This window comes from Enterobacter sp. T2 (genome assembly GCF_010692925.1).
GTDB lineage: Bacteria > Pseudomonadota > Gammaproteobacteria > Enterobacterales > Enterobacteriaceae > Enterobacter > Enterobacter kobei.
Genome location: NZ_CP048736.1, coordinates 4563243 through 4582354, shown reverse-complemented (window position 1 = coordinate 4582354; position 19112 = coordinate 4563243). Strand labels below are relative to the sequence as shown.

11 protein-coding genes are annotated in these 19112 nt (G+C 56.5%); 8 read left to right on the top strand and 3 right to left on the bottom strand.

Annotation, left to right across the window (positions count from 1 at the left end; translation table 11 throughout):
• Positions 1-7: 7 nt before the first annotated feature.
• From bcsB to G0034_RS21910, 6 genes are all read left to right on the top strand, one after another.
• The gene (gene bcsB / locus G0034_RS21935) at positions 8-2428 is read left to right on the top strand and encodes a cellulose biosynthesis cyclic di-GMP-binding regulatory protein BcsB (protein ID WP_176260954.1); all 2421 of its coding nucleotides are present in this window, start codon (positions 8-10) and stop codon (positions 2426-2428) included.
• Positions 2429-2434: 6 nt separating this feature from the next.
• A complete protein-coding gene (bcsZ, locus tag G0034_RS21930) occupies positions 2435-3541 on the top strand; it encodes a cellulose synthase complex periplasmic endoglucanase BcsZ (RefSeq protein WP_045135438.1) in 1107 nt (368 codons plus the stop codon).
• Entirely contained in the window at positions 3523-7005 is a 3483-nt protein-coding gene (gene bcsC, locus G0034_RS21925) for a cellulose synthase complex outer membrane protein BcsC (protein ID WP_023331534.1), read from the top strand. Before bcsZ ends, bcsC begins: the two co-directional genes overlap by 19 nt.
• A gap of 119 nt (positions 7006-7124) precedes the next feature.
• Positions 7125-9131 carry a biofilm formation regulator HmsP gene (gene hmsP, locus G0034_RS21920; RefSeq protein WP_014885599.1) on the top strand — a complete coding sequence of 669 codons (2007 nt, stop codon included), beginning with the start codon at positions 7125-7127 and terminating at the stop codon, positions 9129-9131.
• Positions 9132-9290: 159 nt separating this feature from the next.
• Complete coding sequence (locus G0034_RS21915; RefSeq protein WP_014885598.1) at positions 9291-10577, top strand: dicarboxylate/amino acid:cation symporter; 1287 nt, start codon at positions 9291-9293, stop codon at positions 10575-10577.
• Positions 10578-10803: 226 nt separating this feature from the next.
• Positions 10804-12291 carry a M16 family metallopeptidase gene (locus G0034_RS21910; RefSeq protein WP_179121263.1) on the top strand — a complete coding sequence of 496 codons (1488 nt, stop codon included), beginning with the start codon at positions 10804-10806 and terminating at the stop codon, positions 12289-12291.
• Between the two features lie 63 nt (positions 12292-12354).
• Here the strand turns inward: G0034_RS21910 and kdgK are convergent, their stop codons facing one another.
• Complete coding sequence (gene kdgK / locus G0034_RS21905) at positions 12355-13284, bottom strand: 2-dehydro-3-deoxygluconokinase (RefSeq protein WP_014885596.1); 930 nt, start codon at positions 13282-13284, stop codon at positions 12355-12357.
• Positions 13285-13513: 229 nt separating this feature from the next.
• Here kdgK and pdeH point away from each other — a divergent pair, with 229 nt between their 5' ends.
• Positions 13514-14287 (top strand): cyclic-guanylate-specific phosphodiesterase, encoded by a 774-nt coding sequence (gene pdeH / locus G0034_RS21900; protein ID WP_063944049.1) that lies wholly within the window; start codon positions 13514-13516, stop codon positions 14285-14287.
• Positions 14288-14352: 65 nt separating this feature from the next.
• Positions 14353-16395, top strand: a complete 2043-nt coding sequence (locus G0034_RS21895; RefSeq protein WP_059373008.1) for an AsmA family protein — start codon at positions 14353-14355, stop codon at positions 16393-16395.
• A 94-nt stretch (positions 16396-16489) separates the two neighbouring features.
• On the opposite strand, the gene G0034_RS21890 is transcribed toward G0034_RS21895, so the two are convergent.
• Complete coding sequence (locus G0034_RS21890; RefSeq protein ID WP_045135441.1) at positions 16490-17812, bottom strand: MFS transporter; 1323 nt, start codon at positions 17810-17812, stop codon at positions 16490-16492.
• Between the two features lie 261 nt (positions 17813-18073).
• Positions 18074-19099, bottom strand: a complete 1026-nt coding sequence (gene yhjD, locus G0034_RS21885; protein WP_014885592.1) for an inner membrane protein YhjD — start codon at positions 19097-19099, stop codon at positions 18074-18076.
• Between the last annotated feature and the right edge of the window lie 13 nt (positions 19100-19112).

Sequence of the window (19112 nt, the reverse complement as noted above, 5' to 3'; positions counted from 1 at the left end):
TAACGCGATGAAAACAAAACTTTCCTGGTTATGTGCAGTGGCAATGGGGATGAGTGCGCTCCCCGCAACAATGGCTAACGCAGAGCCTGATAACGCAGCGGCAACGCCTGCGCCAACAGTGCCTGTGGTCGCGCAGGCAACCGATCCGGTTATTACTGCCGCGCCCGGTCAAACAGAAAATGTCATTCCGAACCAGCCAACGGAGGGGAACACTCTACCCGCCGAGAACCCGGTTATCGGACAGGTGATGCCGGGTGTTCGGGGGGCGAATGCGCCCGTTGTCGCGGAAAATGCCCCGTCACGCGACGTCAAGCTGACCTTCGCGCAAATCGCGCCGCCGCCGGGCAGCATGGTGTTGCGCGGCATCAATCCTAATGGCGGCATTGAATTTGGCATGCGCAGCGATGAAGTCGTCTCGAATGCCGTGCTGAACCTTGAATATACCCCGTCGCCGTCCCTGCTGCCGACCCAGTCTCAGTTGAAGGTTTACCTGAACGATGAGCTGATGGACGTACTGCCGGTTACCAAAGAACAACTGGGTAAGAAAACGCAGGCGCAGGTGCCGATTAACCCGCTGTTCATTACCGACTTTAACCGCATTCGTCTGGAGTTTGTGGGTCACTACCGCGATGTCTGTGAAAACCCAGCCAGCAACACGCTGTGGATGGACATCGGGCGTAACTCCTCGCTGCAGATGACCTATCAGTCTCTGGCGCTGAAGAACGATCTCTCCGCCTTCCCGGTGCCGTTCTTCGATCCTCGTGATAACCGTCCGCTCACGCTGCCGATGGTGTTTGCGTCGTCCCCGGACGTAACCGAGCAGCTGGCGGCCACCATTGTGGCTTCCTGGTTTGGTTCGCGTTCCGGCTGGCGCGGTCAGAATTTCCCGGTGATGTATGACAAAATGCCGGACAGAAACGCGATTGTATTTGCCACCAACGCGAAACGTCCTGCCTTCCTGCGCGATCATCCTGAAGTCAAAGCGCCAACCATTGAGATGGTCAGCCACCCGGATAACCCGTACGTGAAGCTGCTGGTGGTCTTTGGTCGTGACGATAAAGATCTGGTCCAGGCGGCAAAAGCGATTGCCCAGGGCAACGTTCTTTTCCGCGGCAACAGCGTCGTGGTGGACGAGGTCAAGCCGCTGCTGGCGCGTAAACCTTATGATGCGCCAAACTGGGTGCGTACCGACCGTGTCGTGACGTTTGGTGAGCTGAAAACCTATGAAGAGCAGCTGCAGGCGTCCGGGCTTGAACCCTCGCCAATTAGCCTGTCACTGAACCTGCCGCCGGATCTGTACCTTCTGCGTACCAACGGCATCGATATCAATCTTAACTACCGTTATACCGCGCCGGCGACGAAAGACAGCTCGCGCATGGATATCAGCCTGAACAACCAGTTCCTGCAATCGTTCAGCCTGCAAAGTACCCAGGACACTAACCGACTGATGCTTCGCCTGCCGGTGCTGCAGGGGCTGCTGGACGGTAAAACGGATGTCTCCATTCCGGCACTGAAGCTTGGGTCAATCAACCAGTTGCGTTTTGACTTCCAGTACATGAACCCGATGCCTGGCGGTTCGGTGGATAACTGCATCACCTTCCAGCAGGTTCAGAACCACGTTGTCATCGGCGATGAGTCGACCATCGACTTCTCGAAGTACTATCACTTCCTGGCGATGCCGGATCTGCGCGCCTTTGCTAACGCGGGCTTCCCGTTCAGCCGCATGGCCGATCTCTCTGAGTCCATCGTTGTGATGCCAAAAGCGCCAAACGAAGGTCAGGTGACAACCCTGCTTGATACCATAGCAACCGTTGGGGCCCAGACGGGATTGCCGGCAATTAACGTCACGTTGACGGACGATGGCAGCCAGATTCAGAACAAAGACGCTGACATCATGGTCATCGGTACGATTCCGGATAAGCTGAAGGATGATAAGCGTATTGATCTGCTGGTGAAAGCCACGGAGTCCTGGGTTAACACCCCGCTGCGCCAGACCGATTTCCCGAGCATCATGCCGGATGCGAACGATCGCCAGGCCAGCGCGCAAACGGCCGTCACCTCTCAGGGGGCGATGGCTGCGGTAGTGGGCTTCCAGTCACCTTATAACGATCAGCGTAGCGTGGTGGCGCTTCTGGCGGACAGCCCGCGTGGCTATGAACTGCTGAATACGGCGATGAACGACAGTGGTAAACGTGCCGCGATGTTTGGCTCTGTGTCGGTGATCCGTGAGTCTGGCGTCAACAGCCTGCGCGTGGGTGATGTGTACTACGTCGGCCATCTGCCGTGGTTCGAACGCCTGTGGTATGCGCTGTCTAACCATCCGGTTCTGCTCGCCATCCTGGCCGCGGTCAGCGTGGTCTTGCTGGCATGGGTGCTGTGGCGTCTGCTGCGTATCATCAGCCGTCGTCGCCTCAACCCGGATGAGTAAGATGTGATGAAAGCCTTTCGCTGGTGTGCAGTAGCAGCGTTGATGCTGGCGGCGCTTCCTCTTCGCGCCGCCTGTACCTGGCCTGCCTGGGAGCAGTTCAAAAAGGATTACATCAGCGAGGGCGGGCGCGTCATTGATCCCAGTGACACGCGCAAAATTACGACGTCGGAAGGGCAAAGCTATGCGTTGTTCTTTGCTCTGGCCGCCAACGATCGCCGCGCGTTTGAGCAAATACTGACATGGACGCGCGATAACCTTGCCGGCGGCAATCTCAACGACCATCTGCCTGCCTGGCTCTGGGGGCAGAAAGACAAAGAAAACTGGGCGGTGATTGATACCAACTCCGCCTCAGATGCCGATGTCTGGATCGCCTGGTCACTGCTTGAAGCGGGCCGGTTATGGAAACATCCGGACTACACCCGCACGGGTAAGGCGCTGTTGAAACGCATTGCCGGTGAGGAAGTGGTGAAAGTACCAGGGCTCGGCGCCATGCTGCTTCCGGGTAAAGTCGGTTTTGCTGATGAAAACGCCTGGCGCTTTAACCCCAGCTATCTTCCTCCGCAGTTAGCAAGCTATTTCACCCGCTTTGGTGCCCCGTGGACCACGCTTCGTGAAACGAATCTGCGACTGCTGCTGGAAAGCGCGCCAAAGGGGTTCTCGCCGGACTGGGTGCAGTATCAGAAAAACAGAGGCTGGCAGTTAAAGCAGGATAAAGCGCTGGTAGGGGGCTACGACGCTATTCGTGTCTATCTTTGGGTGGGCATGATGAGTGATAAAGATCCTCAGAAAGCCCGATTGCTGACGCGCTTCCAGCCGATGGCGGCAAAAACAATGAAACAGGGCGTGCCGCCGGAAAAAGTGGACGTGGCGACGGGTAAACGCACCGGCAATGGTCCGGTCGGGTTCTCTGCCGCCATGCTGCCGTTTTTACAACAGCGCGATGCTCAGGCGGTTCAGCGCCAGCGCGTTGCAGACCATTTTCCCGATAACAACGCCTATTACAGCTATGTACTGACTCTCTTTGGTCAGGGATGGGATCAGCATCGTTTTCGCTTCACCGCTAAAGGTGACTTAATACCGGATTGGGGCCAGGAATGCGCAAGTTCACAGTAAATTTACTCACTTTATCGCTTGGGCTGGCACTGATGCCGCTGGCGCAGGCCGTTAACTCTCCGCAGCAGAAACAGCTGCTGGAGCAGGTTCGGCTGGGCGAGTCGACACAGCGTGAGGATTTGGTTCGTCAGTCGCTCTATCGTCTTGAACTGATTGATCCGAACAACCCTGATGTTATCGCCGCCCGTTTTCGTTACCTGCTGCGCCAGGGCGATACCGCCGGTGCGCAAAAAGAGCTGGATCGCCTGAAAGGGATCGCTCCAGGCTCCAGCGCGTATCAGTCCTCACGCAATACGATGCTGCTTTCCACCCCGGATGGCCGACAGCAGTTACAGCAGGCGCGCTTGCTCGCCACGACAGGGCACACTCAGGAGGCGATTGCCGCCTATGACAAGCTCTTTGACGGCAACCCGCCGGGTGGCGACGTGGCGACGGAATACTGGAATGTGGTGGCGAAAGATCCTGCCCGCCGCAATGCGGCCATTAACCAGCTGAAAAAAATTAACAGCAGCAGCCCCGGTAATACGCAGCTGCAGACGACGCTTTCCCAGCTCCTGTTCCAGAGCGGGCGCCGCGATGAGGGCTTTGCGGTCCTGCGGGAGATGGCTAAATCGACCGGCGGCCGCAGCCAGGCGTCTGACATGTGGTATGAGCAGATCAAAGACCAGCCTGCCAGCAGCGCCAGCGTTAGCGCGTTGCAAAAATACCTGAGCGTTTTCAGCGACGGCGATAGCGTCGCGGCGGCGCGTGCCCAGCTTGAAGCGCAGCAAAAACAGCTCGCAGACCCGGCCTTCCGGGCGAAAGCGGAAGGTCTGGCGGCAGTGGATGCCGGGCAGGGGAGTAAGGCGGTTGCGGAGCTGCAAAAAGCCGTCAGCGCCAACCATGCTGACAGTGAAGCGGTGGGTGCCCTGGGACAGGCTTATTCCCAGAAAGGCGATCGTGCCCGCGCGGTGGCGCAGTTCGAAAAGGCCATAGCCCTCGACCCGCAGAGCGATAACCGGGGTAAATGGGACAGTTTGCTGAAGGTCAACCGCTACTGGCTGCTGATCCAGCAGGGCGATGCGGCGCTCAAGGCGAATAACCCGTCACAGGCGGAACGTTACTATCAGCAGGCACGTAACATCGACAATACCGACAGTTACGCGGTGCTGGGCCTGGGTGATGCCGCGGCGGCACGTAAAGATAACGATGCGGCGGAGCGTTATTATCGTCAGGCGTTGCGTATGGACAGCGGTAACAGCAATGCGGTTCGCGGTCTGGCCAATATTTACCGCGCACAGTCACCGGAGAAAGCCTCGCAGTTTATCCAGTCGCTTTCTGCCAGCCAGCGCCGGAGCATTGATGATATTGAACGTAGCCTGACTAACGAGCAACTGTCTGCCCAGGCCGAACAGCTGGAGAATCAGGGGAAATACGCCCAGGCAGCAGAAATACAGCGCCGCCGTCTGGCGCTCTCGCCAGGCGACGTCTGGATAACGTATCGTCTCTCGCGCGATCTCTACAGCGCGGGCCAGCGCAGCCAGGCGGACACCCTGATGCGCCAGCTTGCCAGCCAGAAACCGTCTGACCCGGATCAGGTGTATGCCAACGGGCTCTATCTCTCCGGGAACAATCAGGACCGGGCCGCGCTGGCGCATCTGGATACGCTGCCGCGTAGCCAGTGGAATGGCAACATTCAGGAACTGGCCGACCGTCTGCAAAGTAACCAGGTGCTGGAAACCGCCAACCGCCTGCGCGACAGCGGTAAAGAGCAGGAGGCGGAAAACCTTCTGCGTCAGCAGCCGACCTCTACCCGTATCGACTTAACGCTGGCCGACTGGGCGCAGCAGCGTGGCGATCTGGAATCGGCGAAAACGACGTACAACGCCGTCCTGCAGCGTGAGCCGCAGAACGAGGACGCGATCCTCGGTCTGACCGAGATTTATAGCGCGCAAGGTAACAAGGACGCTGCGCGTGCCGAGCTGGCGAAACTGCCTGCCGCGCAAAATGGCGAACCGTTATCCCTTAATATGCAGCGCCGGATCGCGATGGCGCAGGCGGGGCTGGGCGATTCCGCCGCCGCAGAGCAGACCTTCAACAACATCATTCCGCAGGCCAAATCGCAGCCTGCCTCAATGGAAAAAGCGCTGGTGTTACGTGATGCCGCGCGCTTCCAGGCGCAGAACGGTCAGCCTCAGCAAGCGCTGGAGACGTATAAAGACGCGATGGTGTCATCAGGCATCACGACGACCCGTCCGGTGGACAACGACAGTTTCACCCGTCTGACGCGTAACGATGAAAAAGATGACTGGCTGAAGCGCGGCGTACGGAGTGACGCCGGTGATTTGTACCGTCAGCAGGATGTTAACGTCACGCTGCAGCACGATTACTGGGGCTCCAGCGGCACGGGGGGCTATTCCGATCTGAAAGCCCATACCACCATGCTCCAGGTCGATGCCCCGCTCTCTGATGGCCGCATGTTCTTCAGAAGCGATTTGGTCAATATGGACGCCGGTTCATTTGATAACAATAACGGTACGTACGACCCTAAATGGGGGACCTGCTACGAAACACCGTGTAGCGGCAGCACCCATCAGAGTGACAGTGGCGCCAGCGTCGCCGTCGGCTGGCAGAATAAAACCTGGTCGATGGATATTGGTACCACCCCAATGGGCTTTGACGTCGTCGACGTGGTGGGCGGCCTGAGCTACAGCAGCGATCTGGGTCCCATCGGTTATACCGTCAACGCCCATCGTCGGCCAATCTCCAGTTCACTGCTGGCCTTCGCCGGGCAGAAAGATACCAATACCGGCACCACCTGGGGCGGCGTACGGGCGACCGGGGGTGGCGTAAGCATCAGCTATGACAAAGGTGAGGCGAACGGCGTCTGGTCAAGCCTGAACGCAGAAACGCTGACGGGTAAAAATGTGGAAGATAACTGGCGCGTCCGCTGGATGACGGGTTACTACTACAAGCTCATTAATAAAAACAACGAGCGCCTGACGGTCGGCGTCTCCAATATGCTCTGGCATTACGACAAAGACCTGAGCGGATATACCCTGGGTCAGGGCGGCTATTACAGCCCGCAGGAGTATGTCTCCTTCGCACTGCCGGTGACCTGGCGTAAACGCACGGAAAACTGGTCCTGGGAGCTGGGCGGCTCTGTCTCCTGGTCACACTCCAAAACCAAAGATGAACTGCGCTACCCGATTCAGAGTCTGATCCCGACCGATGAACCCGGCCGCTATACTGACCGGGGCGCGATGGAAACCGGCAGCAGCAGCTCCGGCACGGGTTACACCGCACGGGCGATTATCGAACGCCGGGTCACGTCCAACTGGTTTGTGGGCATGGGCGTGGATATTCAGGAAGCGAAAGACTATACCCCAAGCCATGCGCTGATTTATGTGCGTTACTCTGCCGCAGGCTGGCAGGGCGATATGGACTTACCGCCGCAGCCGCTCATTCCTTACGCGGACTGGTAATCGGATTTTCCTTAATCCATTTGTAAGTCTCTCTTAATAGCACAGCAATCGGGTATACTCAGGCGCGCCAGGTTTACACCCTGGCGCGCCCTGCGCTTCGAGTTTTGTGGAGAGTCATTTTGCGTGTCAGCCGTTCCTTAACGATCAAACAGATGGCGATGGTGTCTGCCGTCACGATGCTGTTTGTCCTGCTTTTCTGCGTCATTTTGCTGTTTCATTCCGTGCAGCAGAATCGCTATAACACGGCTTCGCAGTTAGAAAGTATCGCCCGCTCGGTGCGCGGCCCACTCTCCGCCTCGATCCTGAAAGGGGATATTCCCGAAGCGGAAACCATTTTAAAACGCATTCAGCCTGCTGGCATCGTGAGCCGCGCGGATGTCGTCTTGCCCAACCAGTTCCAGGCGCTGCGGATGAGCTTTATCCCGGAACGCCCCGTCCCGATGATGGTCATGCGCCTGTTTGAACTGCCGGTGCAAATTTCTCTGCCTCTCTATTCGCTGGAACGTCCTGCCAATCCGCAGCCGCTGGCCTACCTGGTCCTGCAGGCAGACTCGTATCGCATGTATAAGTTCGTCATGAGTTGGGTGGTTACGTTAGTGACCACTTGCTTACTTATGACCCTGATTCTCAGCGTGGCGTTAACCTGGTGTATTAACAGGTTGATTGTGCATCCGTTGCGCCGTATCGCCCGCGAGCTGAATGCGCTTGCGCCGCAGGATCAGATGGGGCACCAGCTTGAACTGCCGCGCCTTCATCATGACGATGAGATCGGGATGCTGGTACGCAGCTATAACCTCAACCAGCAGCGCATCCAGCGTCAGCAGGATGAATTAAATAACAGCGCTACGCGATTCCCGGTGTCAGAACTTCCTAATAAGGCGTTTCTGATGGCGATGCTGGAGCAGACGGTTGCGCGCCAGCAAACCACGGCGCTGATGGTGATCGCCTGTGAAACCCTGCAGGATACGGCGGGCGTGCTCAAGGAGAGCCAGCGTGAAATGCTGCTGCTGACGCTGGTGGAAAAGGTGAAATCTGTCCTGGCCCCGCGCATGGTGCTGACGCAGGTCAGCGGTTATGACCTGGTGGTGATAGCCAACGGCGTGAAAGAGCCGTGGCATGCCATCACATTAGGTCAGCAAGTGCTCACTGTCATTAACGAGCGGCTGCCTGTTCAGGGGATCCAGCTGCGTCCAAGCGCCAGTATCGGTATCGCCATGTACTACGGTGATTTAACGGCGGAGCAGCTGTATCGCCGCGCGTTCTCGGCGGCGTTTACCGCCCGGCGCAAAGGCAAAAATCAGATCCAGTTCTTCGACCCGGAACAGATGGAAAAGGCGCAGCAGCGCCTGACGGAAGAGAGCGACATCCTGACCGCGCTGGATAACCGTCAGTTTGCTCTCTGGCTACAGCCGCAGGTGAATTTACAGACGGGTGAAGTAAAAAGCGCCGAGGCGCTGCTCCGTGTACAGCAGCCGGACGGCTCATGGGAGCTGCCGGAGGGGCTGATTGAACGCATTGAATCCTGTGGCCTGATGGTCACCGTCGGTTATTGGGTGCTGGAGGAGTCCTGCCGCCAGCTTGCCGCCTGGCAGGAGCGCGGCGTGACGCTGCCGCTGTCGGTCAATTTGTCTGCGTTGCAGCTCATGCATCCGACGATGGTTTCCGAAATGCTGGAGCTGATCAATCGCTACCGGATCAAGCCTGATACGCTGACGCTGGAAGTGACGGAGAGCCGACGCATTGACGATCCTAACGAAGCCGTTGCCATTCTGAAGCCGCTGCGCAATGCCGGCATTCGCATCGCGCTGGACGATTTTGGTATGGGCTACGCCGGGCTGCGTCAGCTTCAGCATATGAAAACCCTGCCGGTGGATGTGCTGAAAATCGACAAAGCGTTTGTCGAAGGGTTGCCAGAGGACAGCAGCATGGTGCAGGCCATTATTCAGATGGCGCGCAGTCTCAATCTGCATCTGATTGCCGAGGGGATTGAAACCGACGCGCAGCGCATCTGGCTGGCAGAGGCGGGCGTAGAGAGCGGTCAGGGCTTCCTTTTTGCCGCTGCTGTTCCTGCGGATGTCTTTGAACAACGCTATCTTCCCGGTGCTGACAATCACGCAAAAGTGTAATTTTGTTGCTGGCTTGTGCGAGCCAGCTCAAAGTTCTTAACATTTGTGTTTCAAATTTGAACTGAGTTTATTTCTGTCCTGTTATACGGGTGTTATTTTAGAGCCGCAGGTTAACCATAACCTTACAAAACCTGTGGTTTTTCTTCCCAAGGACACCTTATGAAAACCTCACTCTTCAAAAGTCTCTATTTCCAGGTCCTGACAGCCATCGCCATCGGTATTTTGCTGGGGCATTACTACCCTGAGCTGGGCGCGCAAATGAAACCGCTTGGCGACGCGTTCGTGAAGCTCATCAAAATGGTCATCGCCCCGGTAATCTTCTGTACGGTTGTCACGGGCATCGCTGGCATGGAAAGCATGAAAGCGGTAGGCCGTACCGGTGCTGTGGCGCTGCTCTATTTCGAAGTGGTCAGTACCCTTGCGCTGATTATTGGTCTGATTATCGTTAACGTGGTCCAGCCTGGTGCGGGCATGAACGTTGACCCCTCAACGCTCGATGCCAAAGCGGTCGCGGTCTATGCCGAGCAGGCGAAGGATCAGGGCGTGGTGGCCTTCCTGCTGGACGTGATACCCGGCAGCGTCATTGGCGCATTTGCCAGCGGAAACATTCTGCAGGTACTGCTGTTTGCCGTCATGTTTGGCTTTGCCCTGCACCGTCTGGGCAGCAAAGGCCAACTTATCTTTAATGTGATTGAGAGCTTCTCACAGGTCATCTTTGGCATCATCAATATGATCATGCGCCTGGCGCCAATCGGTGCCTTCGGTGCGATGGCCTTCACCATCGGTAAATATGGCGTAGGTACGCTGGTGCAGCTGGGCCAGCTGATTATCTGCTTCTATATCACCTGTATTCTTTTCGTGGTGGTGGTGCTGGGCTCCATTGCCCGTGCGACAGGTTTCAACATCTTCAAATTTATCCGTTACATTCGTGAAGAGCTGCTGATTGTGCTGGGGACCTCTTCTTCAGAATCGGCGTTGCCGCGTATGCTCGACAAGATGGAAAAACTCGGGTGCCGTAAGTCGGTGGTCGGGCTGGTGATCCCGACGGGCTACTCCTTCAACCTTGATGGTACGTCGATATACCTGACGATGGCGGCGGTGTTCATCGCTCAGGCGACCAACAGCCATATGGATATTTTCCATCAGATCACCCTGCTGGTGGTGCTCCTGCTCTCCTCGAAAGGCGCGGCAGGCGTAACGGGCAGTGGCTTTATCGTGCTGGCGGCTACCATTTCTGCGGTGGGGCATCTGCCGGTGGCGGGCCTGGCGCTGATTCTCGGTATTGACCGCTTTATGTCCGAGGCGCGCGCATTAACCAACCTGGTAGGTAACGGTGTGGCGACGGTCGTTGTCGCGAAATGGGTGAAAGAGCTGGATCACAAAAAACTCGACGATACGCTGAATAATCGCGTGTCTGATAGCAAAACTCCTGGTTTAACCTCCTAATCTTGTTACAAATGCCCGCATTCCCTTGTCGGGATGCGGGCTCCTGCGCATAATAACCCTTCATACCTGTCATAATTCGACAAGATTTTTTTTGGGTATATTTCACTTCGGACCGTGACGTTTTGCCGAACGCGCGGTCTAATCGACGTGTTTTCATCGTCATCTTTTAGAGTGCAGCGCGTCGCGAGTCACTCTTTTTAACCAGGAATGTTGATCAGGGGTTCACATGCAGGGCACAAAAATTCGACTCTTAACCGGCGGTTTGCTGATGATGGCAGCAGCCAGTTATGTGCAGGCAGATGCGCTCCAGCCAGACCCGGCCTGGCAACAAGGCACGTTAGCGAACGGTTTCCAGTGGCAGGTTTTATCCACCCCGCAACGTCCGAGCGATCGTGTTGAAATCCGTCTGTCCGTTAATACCGGCTCCCTTACGGAAAGTACTCAGCAAACCGGTTTTAGCCATTTTATTCCCCGTCTGGCGCTCACTCAGAGCGGCAGCCTGCAAGCGGTTCAGGTGCGTTCGCTGTGGCAACAGGCCATCGATCCAAAACGCCCGCTGCCTCCGGCTGTGGTCTCCTATGACTACACCATGTTTAACCTGAGCCTGCCAAATAACCGTAACGATCTGCTCAAAGAAGCGCTGACCTATCTCGCTGATGCCTCAGGCAACCTGGCGATTACGCCGGATACCGTTAACTATGCGCTGAGCAACAGCGACATGGTGGCGACCTGGCCTGCGGATACCAAAGAGGGCTGGTGGCGCTACCGTCTGAAAGGTTCAACGTTGCTGGGTCACGATCCGGCGGAGCCGCTGAAGCAGCCGGTCGATGCCGAACAGGTGAAATCGTTCTACCAGAAATGGTACACCCCGGACGCCATGACGCTGATTGTGGTTGGCAATGTCGATAGCCGCGCGGTGGTTGAACAGATCAACAAAGCGTTTGGCGATTTGAAAGGCAAGCGTGAAACGCCTGCCCCGGTTCCGACACTCTCTCCGCTGCGCGCCGAACCTGTCAGCATTATGACGGACACCGTGCGTCAGGACCGACTCTCCGTGATGTGGGATAACGCCTGGCAGCCTATCCGCGAGTCCGCCGCGCTGCTGCGCTACTGGCGTGCCGACCTGGCGCGTGAAGCGTTGTTCTGGCACGTTCAGCAGACGCTCAGTAAGAATAACGTGAAGAATATTGGTCTTGGCTTTGACTGTCGCGTGCTTTTCCAGCGTGCGCAATGTGCCATTAACGTTGAATCGCCGGGCGATAAGCTGAATGCGAATCTGGGTGTGGTTGCCAAAGAGCTGGCAAAAGTGCGTAAAGAGGGCCTCTCTGAAGAGGAGTTCAATGCGCTGGTGGCCCAGAAAAAACTGGAGCTGCAGAAGCTGTTTGCGACCTACGCGCGTGCCGATACCGATATTCTGATCAGCCAGCGCATCCGCTCCCTGCAGAATCAGGTTGTCGACATTGCGCCTGAACAGTACCAGAAGCTTCGTCAGGATTTCCTGAACGGTTTGACCGTGGATATGTTAAATCAGGATTTACGTCAGCAGCTGTCGCAGGATATGGCATTGATCCTTATGCAGCCGAAAGGCGAGCCGGAATATGACATGAAGGAACTTCAGAAGACCTGGGATTCTATTATGGTTACCGCGCCGCAGCTGGCGACCGCAGCGGATGATTTACACCCGGACGCGACGGATATTCCGCAAGGACAGTAATGCGTAGACATGCCCTCTCCCTGTGGGAGAGGGCCAGGGTGAGGGCATCAGCCCGCACTTTGGTTAAACAGGCATCGCCTCACGCGGAATAATCGCCCCGCGATACTGAATCACGGTGCTGGCCGTCAGGTGTCCGCGCTGTGCCGCGGCTTCCGGCGTTCCCCCGGTCAGACGTACCGCCAGGTAACCCGCGCTGAAGGAGTCCCCTGCCGCTGTCGTATCAATCACGTTCTCTTTGGCCAGCTTCACCGCCGGGACTTCAACCACCGCTTCACCCGCCATCGCGACCAGACATGATTCCGCCCCGCGCTTAATGACGACTTCGCTTACGCCCGCCGCCTGCGTGCGTGCAATCACGTCATCTACGGGCTTCTCACCCCACAGGGCGTCTTCATCGTCGAGCGTCAGGAACGCGATGTCCGTGCACTGCAGCATCTGCTGATAAACCTGCTGCGTCTCTTCACGGCTGGCCCACAGGCGTGGACGGTAGTTGTTATCAAAAATCACCTTACCGCCGTTGGCGCGGCATTTATGCAGCAGCGACAGCAGCTTTTCGCGGCTGACTGGACTGAGGATCGCCAGGCTGATCCCACTCAGATAGAGATAGTCAAAGCTTGCCAGTGCTTCACAAATGGCCGGGGCTGCATCGCTCTCCAGCCAGAACTTCGCCGCGGCTTCGTTACGCCAGTAATAAAACGTGCGTTCGCCGGTGCTGTCGGTTTCGATGTAGTAAAGCCCGGGAAGGCGGTTTTCCATACGCTGGATCAGCGCGGTGCCCACATGTTCATTCTGCCAGGCTTCCAGCATCTGCTGGCTGAAGCTGTCCGTGCCGAGGGCGGTAACATAGTCCACGGAGAGTGCTTCTGGCGCAACCTGACGGGCGATATAGACGGAAGTGTTTAACGTGTCGCCACCAAATCCGCGGCTGACTTCCGCGCCTTTTTGGGACAGCTCAATCATGCATTCGCCAATCACGGCAATTTTTTTGGACATAGTCGTGAACCTGAACAGAAGAATTTATCAGCAGTGTGCGCTGAGTGAATTAGATGGTCAACTATATTAAAACGATGTTCCATTATTTAATTTGAGCCAGCACGTGTTCCGGCAAATTTCTGTCATCTTAATTTCATTTTCCCGGTGAATTGAACATAAAGTTCTCAATTGTCGCGCCGATAACCCAGTGACGAGTCCAGAAAGGCCATCCAACAACAGGACATCTGAAATGAAGTCAGAGCAGGTTATCCAGCGGCTGAGCACTACGCCTGAGGCAAGTATTGAGAACTTGCAGGAGCATCGCTACTGGCTGCAATGTGAGCGTGCGTATACCTATCAGCCGATCTACCGAACGGACGGTCGACTGATGGCCATTGAAATTTTGACCGTTGTTACGCACCCGTCAAACCCTTTACAGCGTATCGCGCCAGATCGCTATTTTGCCGAAGTTGCCGTTCGCCAGCGCCTTGACGTGCTGGAAGAGCAGCTTCGTATGCTGGCGACCAAACAGGCCTTTTTCGAGCGGCACAATATCCTCGCCTCGGTTAACGTGGATGGCCCGACACTGCTGGCGCTGCGTCAGAATGCAAAATTGCAGGAACTGATCGCCACTCTGCCGTGGATGCGTTTTGAACTGGTGGAGCACGTCCGGCTGCCGCAGGACTCCTCGTTTGCCTCGATGTGTGAATTTGGCCCGCTGTGGCTGGATGACTTTGGTACGGGCATGGCGAACTTCTCTGCGCTGAGCGAAGTGCGTTATGACTACATCAAAGTGGCCCGCGATCTGTTTATTATGCTGCGTCAGACCCCGGAAGGGCGAAACCTGTTTACGCTGTTATTGCAGCTGATGAACCGCTATTGCAAAGGGGTGATTGTCGAAGGTGTGGAAACGCTGGAAGAGTGGCGCGATGTGCAAAACTCACCCGCCGCTGCCGCACAAGGTTATTTCCTCTCTCGTCCGGTTCCTATGGATACCCTCGATACCGTCATAACTCACCTCTGATCCGCCCGTTTCCCCTTGTCTGGACTATAGTTTTACAGGACAGGCCATCAGGAAAGGGGACAAAAATGACAAAGACAACCAGGGTTATCTCCTGGACTACAGGGATTTTCTTGTTGTTGATCGTGGTTATCGTCGTCATTATTGCGACGTTTGACTGGAATCGCCTTAAGCCGACCATCAACCAGAAAGTCTCAGCTGAGCTGAACCGTCCCTTCGCCATCCGCGGCGATTTGGGCGTGGTATGGGAACGTCAGAAACAGGAGACCGGCTGGCGAAGCTGGATCCCCTGGCCGCACGTCCACGCCGACGACATTATTCTCGGCAACCCGCCGGATATTCCGGACGTCACCATGGTCCATCTGCCACGCGTTGAAGCCACGCTGGCGCCGTTAGCGCTCCTGACCAAAACCGTCTATCTGCCGTGGATTAAACTCCAGCAGCCTGATGCGCGTCTGATCCGCCTTTCTGAAAAGAACAACAACTGGACGTTTAACCTTGCCAGCGACGGCGAAAAAGATCCCAATGCCCGGCCCTCTTCATGGTCATTCCGTCTCGACAATATTCTTTTCGATCGCGGGCGGATCGCCATCGACGATAAGGTCAGCAAGGCGGATGTGGAGATCCTGGTCGATCCGTTGGGTAAACCGCTACCGTTTAGCGAAGTGACGGGCAACCAGGCGAAAGGCGATAACGCCAAAGCGGGAGATTATGTGTTCGGCCTGACGGCCAAAGGGCGCTACAACGGCCAGCCGCTGAGTGGGAAAGGAAAAATGGGCGGCATGCTGGCGCTCAGGAGCGAAGGTACGCCGTTCCCGGTGCAGGCAGATTTCCGTTCAGGGAATACGCGCGTGGCATTCGTGGGCACGGTCAACGACCCGATGAACATGGGGGGCGTGGATCTGCGGCTGAAATTTGCCGGTGATTCGCTGGGTGAACTGTATGAGCTGACCGGTGTGTTGCTGCCCGATACGCCGCCGTTCGAAACGGACGGGCATCTGGTTGCCAAAATCGACACCGAAAAATCGTCTGTCTTTGACTACCGGGATTTTAACGGCCGTATCGGTGACAGTGATATCCACGGCTCGCTAACCTACACCACCGGAAAACCGCGCCCGAAACTGGAAGGGGATGTGGAGTCCAGCCAGCTACGTCTGGCCGATCTGGGCCCGTTGATTGGCGTGGATTCGGGCAAAGGCACGAAGTCGAAAGAGGTTAAAAAGGACGTTCAGCCTGCGGGGAAAGTGCTGCCTTACGATCGCTTCGAAACTGACAAATGGGACGTGATGGATGCCGATGTACGCTTCAAAGGGCGTAAAATTGAGCATGGCAGCACGTTGCCGCTGAGCGATCTCTCGACGCATGTCATTCTTAAAAACGCCGATCTGCGCCTGCAGCCGCTGAAGTTTGGTATGGCGGGCGGAACGATTTCCTCGAACATTCACCTCGAGGGCGATAAAAAGCCGATGCAGGGACGCGCCGAAATTCAGGCCCGCAGGCTGAAGCTGAAAGAGTTGATGCCAAACGTGGAGTTGATGCAGAAAACCCTCGGTGAAATGAACGGTGACGCGGACATTCGCGGGGTAGGGAATTCCGTGGCGGCGCTGCTGGGCAGCGGCAATGGTAACCTGAAACTGCTGATGAACGACGGCCTGGTCAGCCGCAACCTGATGGAGATCCTGGGGCTGAACGTGGGCAACTTTATCATCGGGCAAATTTTCGGGGATGACGAGGTGCGGGTGAACTGCGCCGCGGCCAATCTGGATCTGGTAAACGGCGTGGCGCGTCCGCAGATTTTTGCCTTCGACACGGAAAACGCGGTGATTAACGTGACCGGTACCGCCAGCATGGCCTCAGAGCAGCTGGATTTGACGATCGACCCGGAAAGTAAAGGGATCCGTATTATTACCCTGCGCTCGCCGCTTTATGTCCGCGGCACCTTTAAAAATCCGCAGGCAGGCGTGAAGCCCGGGCCGCTGATCGCGCGTGGTGCGGTGGCCGCAGCCCTCGCGACGCTGGTCACCCCAGCCGCCGCGCTGCTGGCATTGATCTCGCCGTCAGAAGGTGAGGCGAATCAGTGTCGGACAATTTTGTCGCAGATGAAGAAGTAAGGTGCGGGATGTTTTTGCCGGGTGGCGCTGCGCTTACCCGGCCAACATTTTGAATCGTAGTCCGGGTAAGGCGTAGCCGCCACCCGGCATTAGCTTACAGTGCCTGATGCTTAGTCTCATGCGTCAGCAGCAGCGCAATCAGCGTCAGCGCCGCCATGGCCGCCAGGTAAACGCCCACGTAGAACAGACCATAATTTGCCTGCAGCCAGGTGGCGATGTATGGCGCAACGGACGCCCCCAGAATGGAAGAGACGTTGTAGGAGAACGACGCACCGGTATAACGCACTTCCGTCGGGAACAGCTCTGGCAGCAGCGCGCCCATTGGGCCGAAGGTGAGCCCCATCAGGCTAAGGCCAATCAGCAGGTAGGCCATCACCAGTGCCGGGCTACCCGAACCCAGCAGCGGCGGGAAGACGAACAGGGCAAACAGAATGATCAGCGTGGTGATCGTAATCATGCTCGTACGACGACCGAATTTATCCGCCAGCAGGCCGGCAATCGGCACCATCACACCAAACCCGATGACCGCCATCATCAACATCCACAGTACTTCGTTACGCGGCAGACCCAGCCCAACCGGCGCGGCGGCGGTACTGTAGGTCATGGAGTAAACCGTCATGATGTAGAACAGCGTATAGGTTGCCAGCATGATGAACGTGCCCAGCACGGTGACGCGGACGTGTTTGGTCAGCAGCGTGCCCAGCGGGACTTTCACCTGTTTTTTCGCCGCGGCCACTTTAGCGAACACCGGCGTCTCATGCAGGGACACGCGGACATACAGGCCAATCAGCACCAGCACGGCAGAGAAGACAAACGGAATACGCCAGCCCCAGTTCATGAACTGTTCATCCGTCAGCAGCCAGGAAAGCAGCAGGAAGGTCCCGTTGGCAAAGAAGAAGCCAATCGGCGCGCCAAGCTGCGGGAATGAACCGTACAGCGCGCGTTTACGCGGCGGGGCATTTTCGGTCGCCAGCAGCGCCGCGCCACCCCATTCACCGCCCAACCCCAGACCCTGACCAAAACGCGCCAGCGCCAGCAGGACCGGCGCCAGAATGCCAATGGTTTCGTAGGTCGGCAGCAGGCCGATCGCCACGGTGGAGATCCCCATCGTCAGCAGCGAGGCCACCAGGGTGACCTTACGACCAATACGGTCGCCAAAGTGTCCAAACAGCGCAGAGCCAATCGGACGTGCAACAAACGCGATAGCAAAGGTTGCCAGAGACTGCAGCGTCGCCGCCGTCGGGTCTCCCTGAGGGAAGAAAATATGCGGGAAGACGATGACCGCAGCGGTGGCGTAAATGTAAAAGTCGAAGAACTCAATGGCGGTGCCAATCAGCGATGCGACGACAACTTTATTGCGCGAGTTGACCGGGACGTTTTCCGCGCCAGAGTCGAGTGTTGTGGCTGTTGCTTGCATAATATTTTCTTATTTTTTATCGAACGAAAGGCCATATTACGCACAGCAAAAGCGACATTTCAATCTGTAACAAAGTCGCGTTCTGGTGATAAAAGCAACAAAAAGCGGATAATTTTCAGGCCAGCGAAAATGCTTCCATGAAATGCTTCACAGTTTTTAAATATTGGTGAATAAAACTGGTTTTTGGTTAAATAAAAGTTACGGGCTGGATTTATATGCTGAAATGATGAGTCGGGCTGAAATTTCAGCCCGAGAGAGGGGTTAGCGGTGTGTTTTTCCCGGCATGCGTGTGTCGCCTTTGTACTCGGCGGTGGCAATCCACGCGGCGCAGAACAGGGTCAGGCGGGCGAAGAAGTAGAAGAAGGCCATCAACCCCAGCACGGAGCCGAACGCCGCGCCCGACGGGGATTTCACCAGCGACGGCAGAGTGTAGGTCATCACGATTTTAATCACTTCAAAGCCTATCGCCGCAATCAGCGTTCCGCGGAGCAGGGCCTTCTTGCGCGGACGATGACGGGGCAAACGCCAGAAAATCCAGAAGAACAGCAGGTAGTTGGCGAAAATGGAAATCGCCAGCCCAATGCCGCGCCAGGCCGGTTTCAGCCATTCGATGTAATCCAGATAGAGTGCAGAGATAATCATCTGCTGTGCGGAGCCCGCCACGGAGGTAATCGAAAGCGTAACGATGAGCGCAATGAGCAGGCCAATCAGCGAAACAAAGTCGCGGAGATACTTAACCCATATTTTCTCCTGATCCTGCGGCTTACGCTCCCACACCTCACGCGACTGGGCGCGAATGGCCTCGCGGAGGTTGCCCATCCAGTTTACCCCGGAGTAAAGGGCGATAAGCAAACCAACGATCCCAACGGTCGTACGTTGCTGAACAGCGGTATTAATCGTGCTTTTTAGCGTAGTGGCGAGGGTCGGGTCACTGACGTTATTCAGGATTTTATTGAAAATATCCTGCAGCAGCGTCGGGTGCGACGCGAGCACAAAACCGGCCGCTGCAAACGACACCATCAGAATGGGGATCATCGACAGGAAGGAGAAATAGGTGATGGCAGCACCAAACTGGTTCCCCATGCGGTCATTAAAGCGCTCGGTCGCACGTATCAAATGCGCAACCATGGGAAACTGCTGAATTCTTTCTGCCAGGCTGGTGACGGTGCCCAGCGTCTTGCTGGCCGCCCCTGGGGTTTTAGCCTTTTCTGGCCCGGTTTCCATCTTCTTGATGGGATCATAATCTAAATGTTGGGTGGGTCGTTGCGGGTTATTTTCCGGCGTCACGCGTCTTTTCCTT

Coding starts and splice junctions, on each gene's coding strand:
- bcsB (WP_176260954.1), top strand. CDS start 8: ATGAAAACAAAACTTTCCTGGTTATGTGCAGTGGCAATGGGGATGAGT.
- bcsZ (WP_045135438.1), top strand. CDS start 2,435: ATGAAAGCCTTTCGCTGGTGTGCAGTAGCAGCGTTGATGCTGGCGGCG.
- bcsC (WP_023331534.1), top strand. CDS start 3,523: ATGCGCAAGTTCACAGTAAATTTACTCACTTTATCGCTTGGGCTGGCA.
- G0034_RS21915 (WP_014885598.1), top strand. CDS start 9,291: ATGAAAACCTCACTCTTCAAAAGTCTCTATTTCCAGGTCCTGACAGCC.
- G0034_RS21910 (WP_179121263.1), top strand. CDS start 10,804: ATGCAGGGCACAAAAATTCGACTCTTAACCGGCGGTTTGCTGATGATG.
- kdgK (WP_014885596.1), bottom strand. CDS start 13,284: ATGTCCAAAAAAATTGCCGTGATTGGCGAATGCATGATTGAGCTGTCC.
- pdeH (WP_063944049.1), top strand. CDS start 13,514: ATGAAGTCAGAGCAGGTTATCCAGCGGCTGAGCACTACGCCTGAGGCA.
- G0034_RS21895 (WP_059373008.1), top strand. CDS start 14,353: ATGACAAAGACAACCAGGGTTATCTCCTGGACTACAGGGATTTTCTTG.
- G0034_RS21890 (WP_045135441.1), bottom strand. CDS start 17,812: ATGCAAGCAACAGCCACAACACTCGACTCTGGCGCGGAAAACGTCCCG.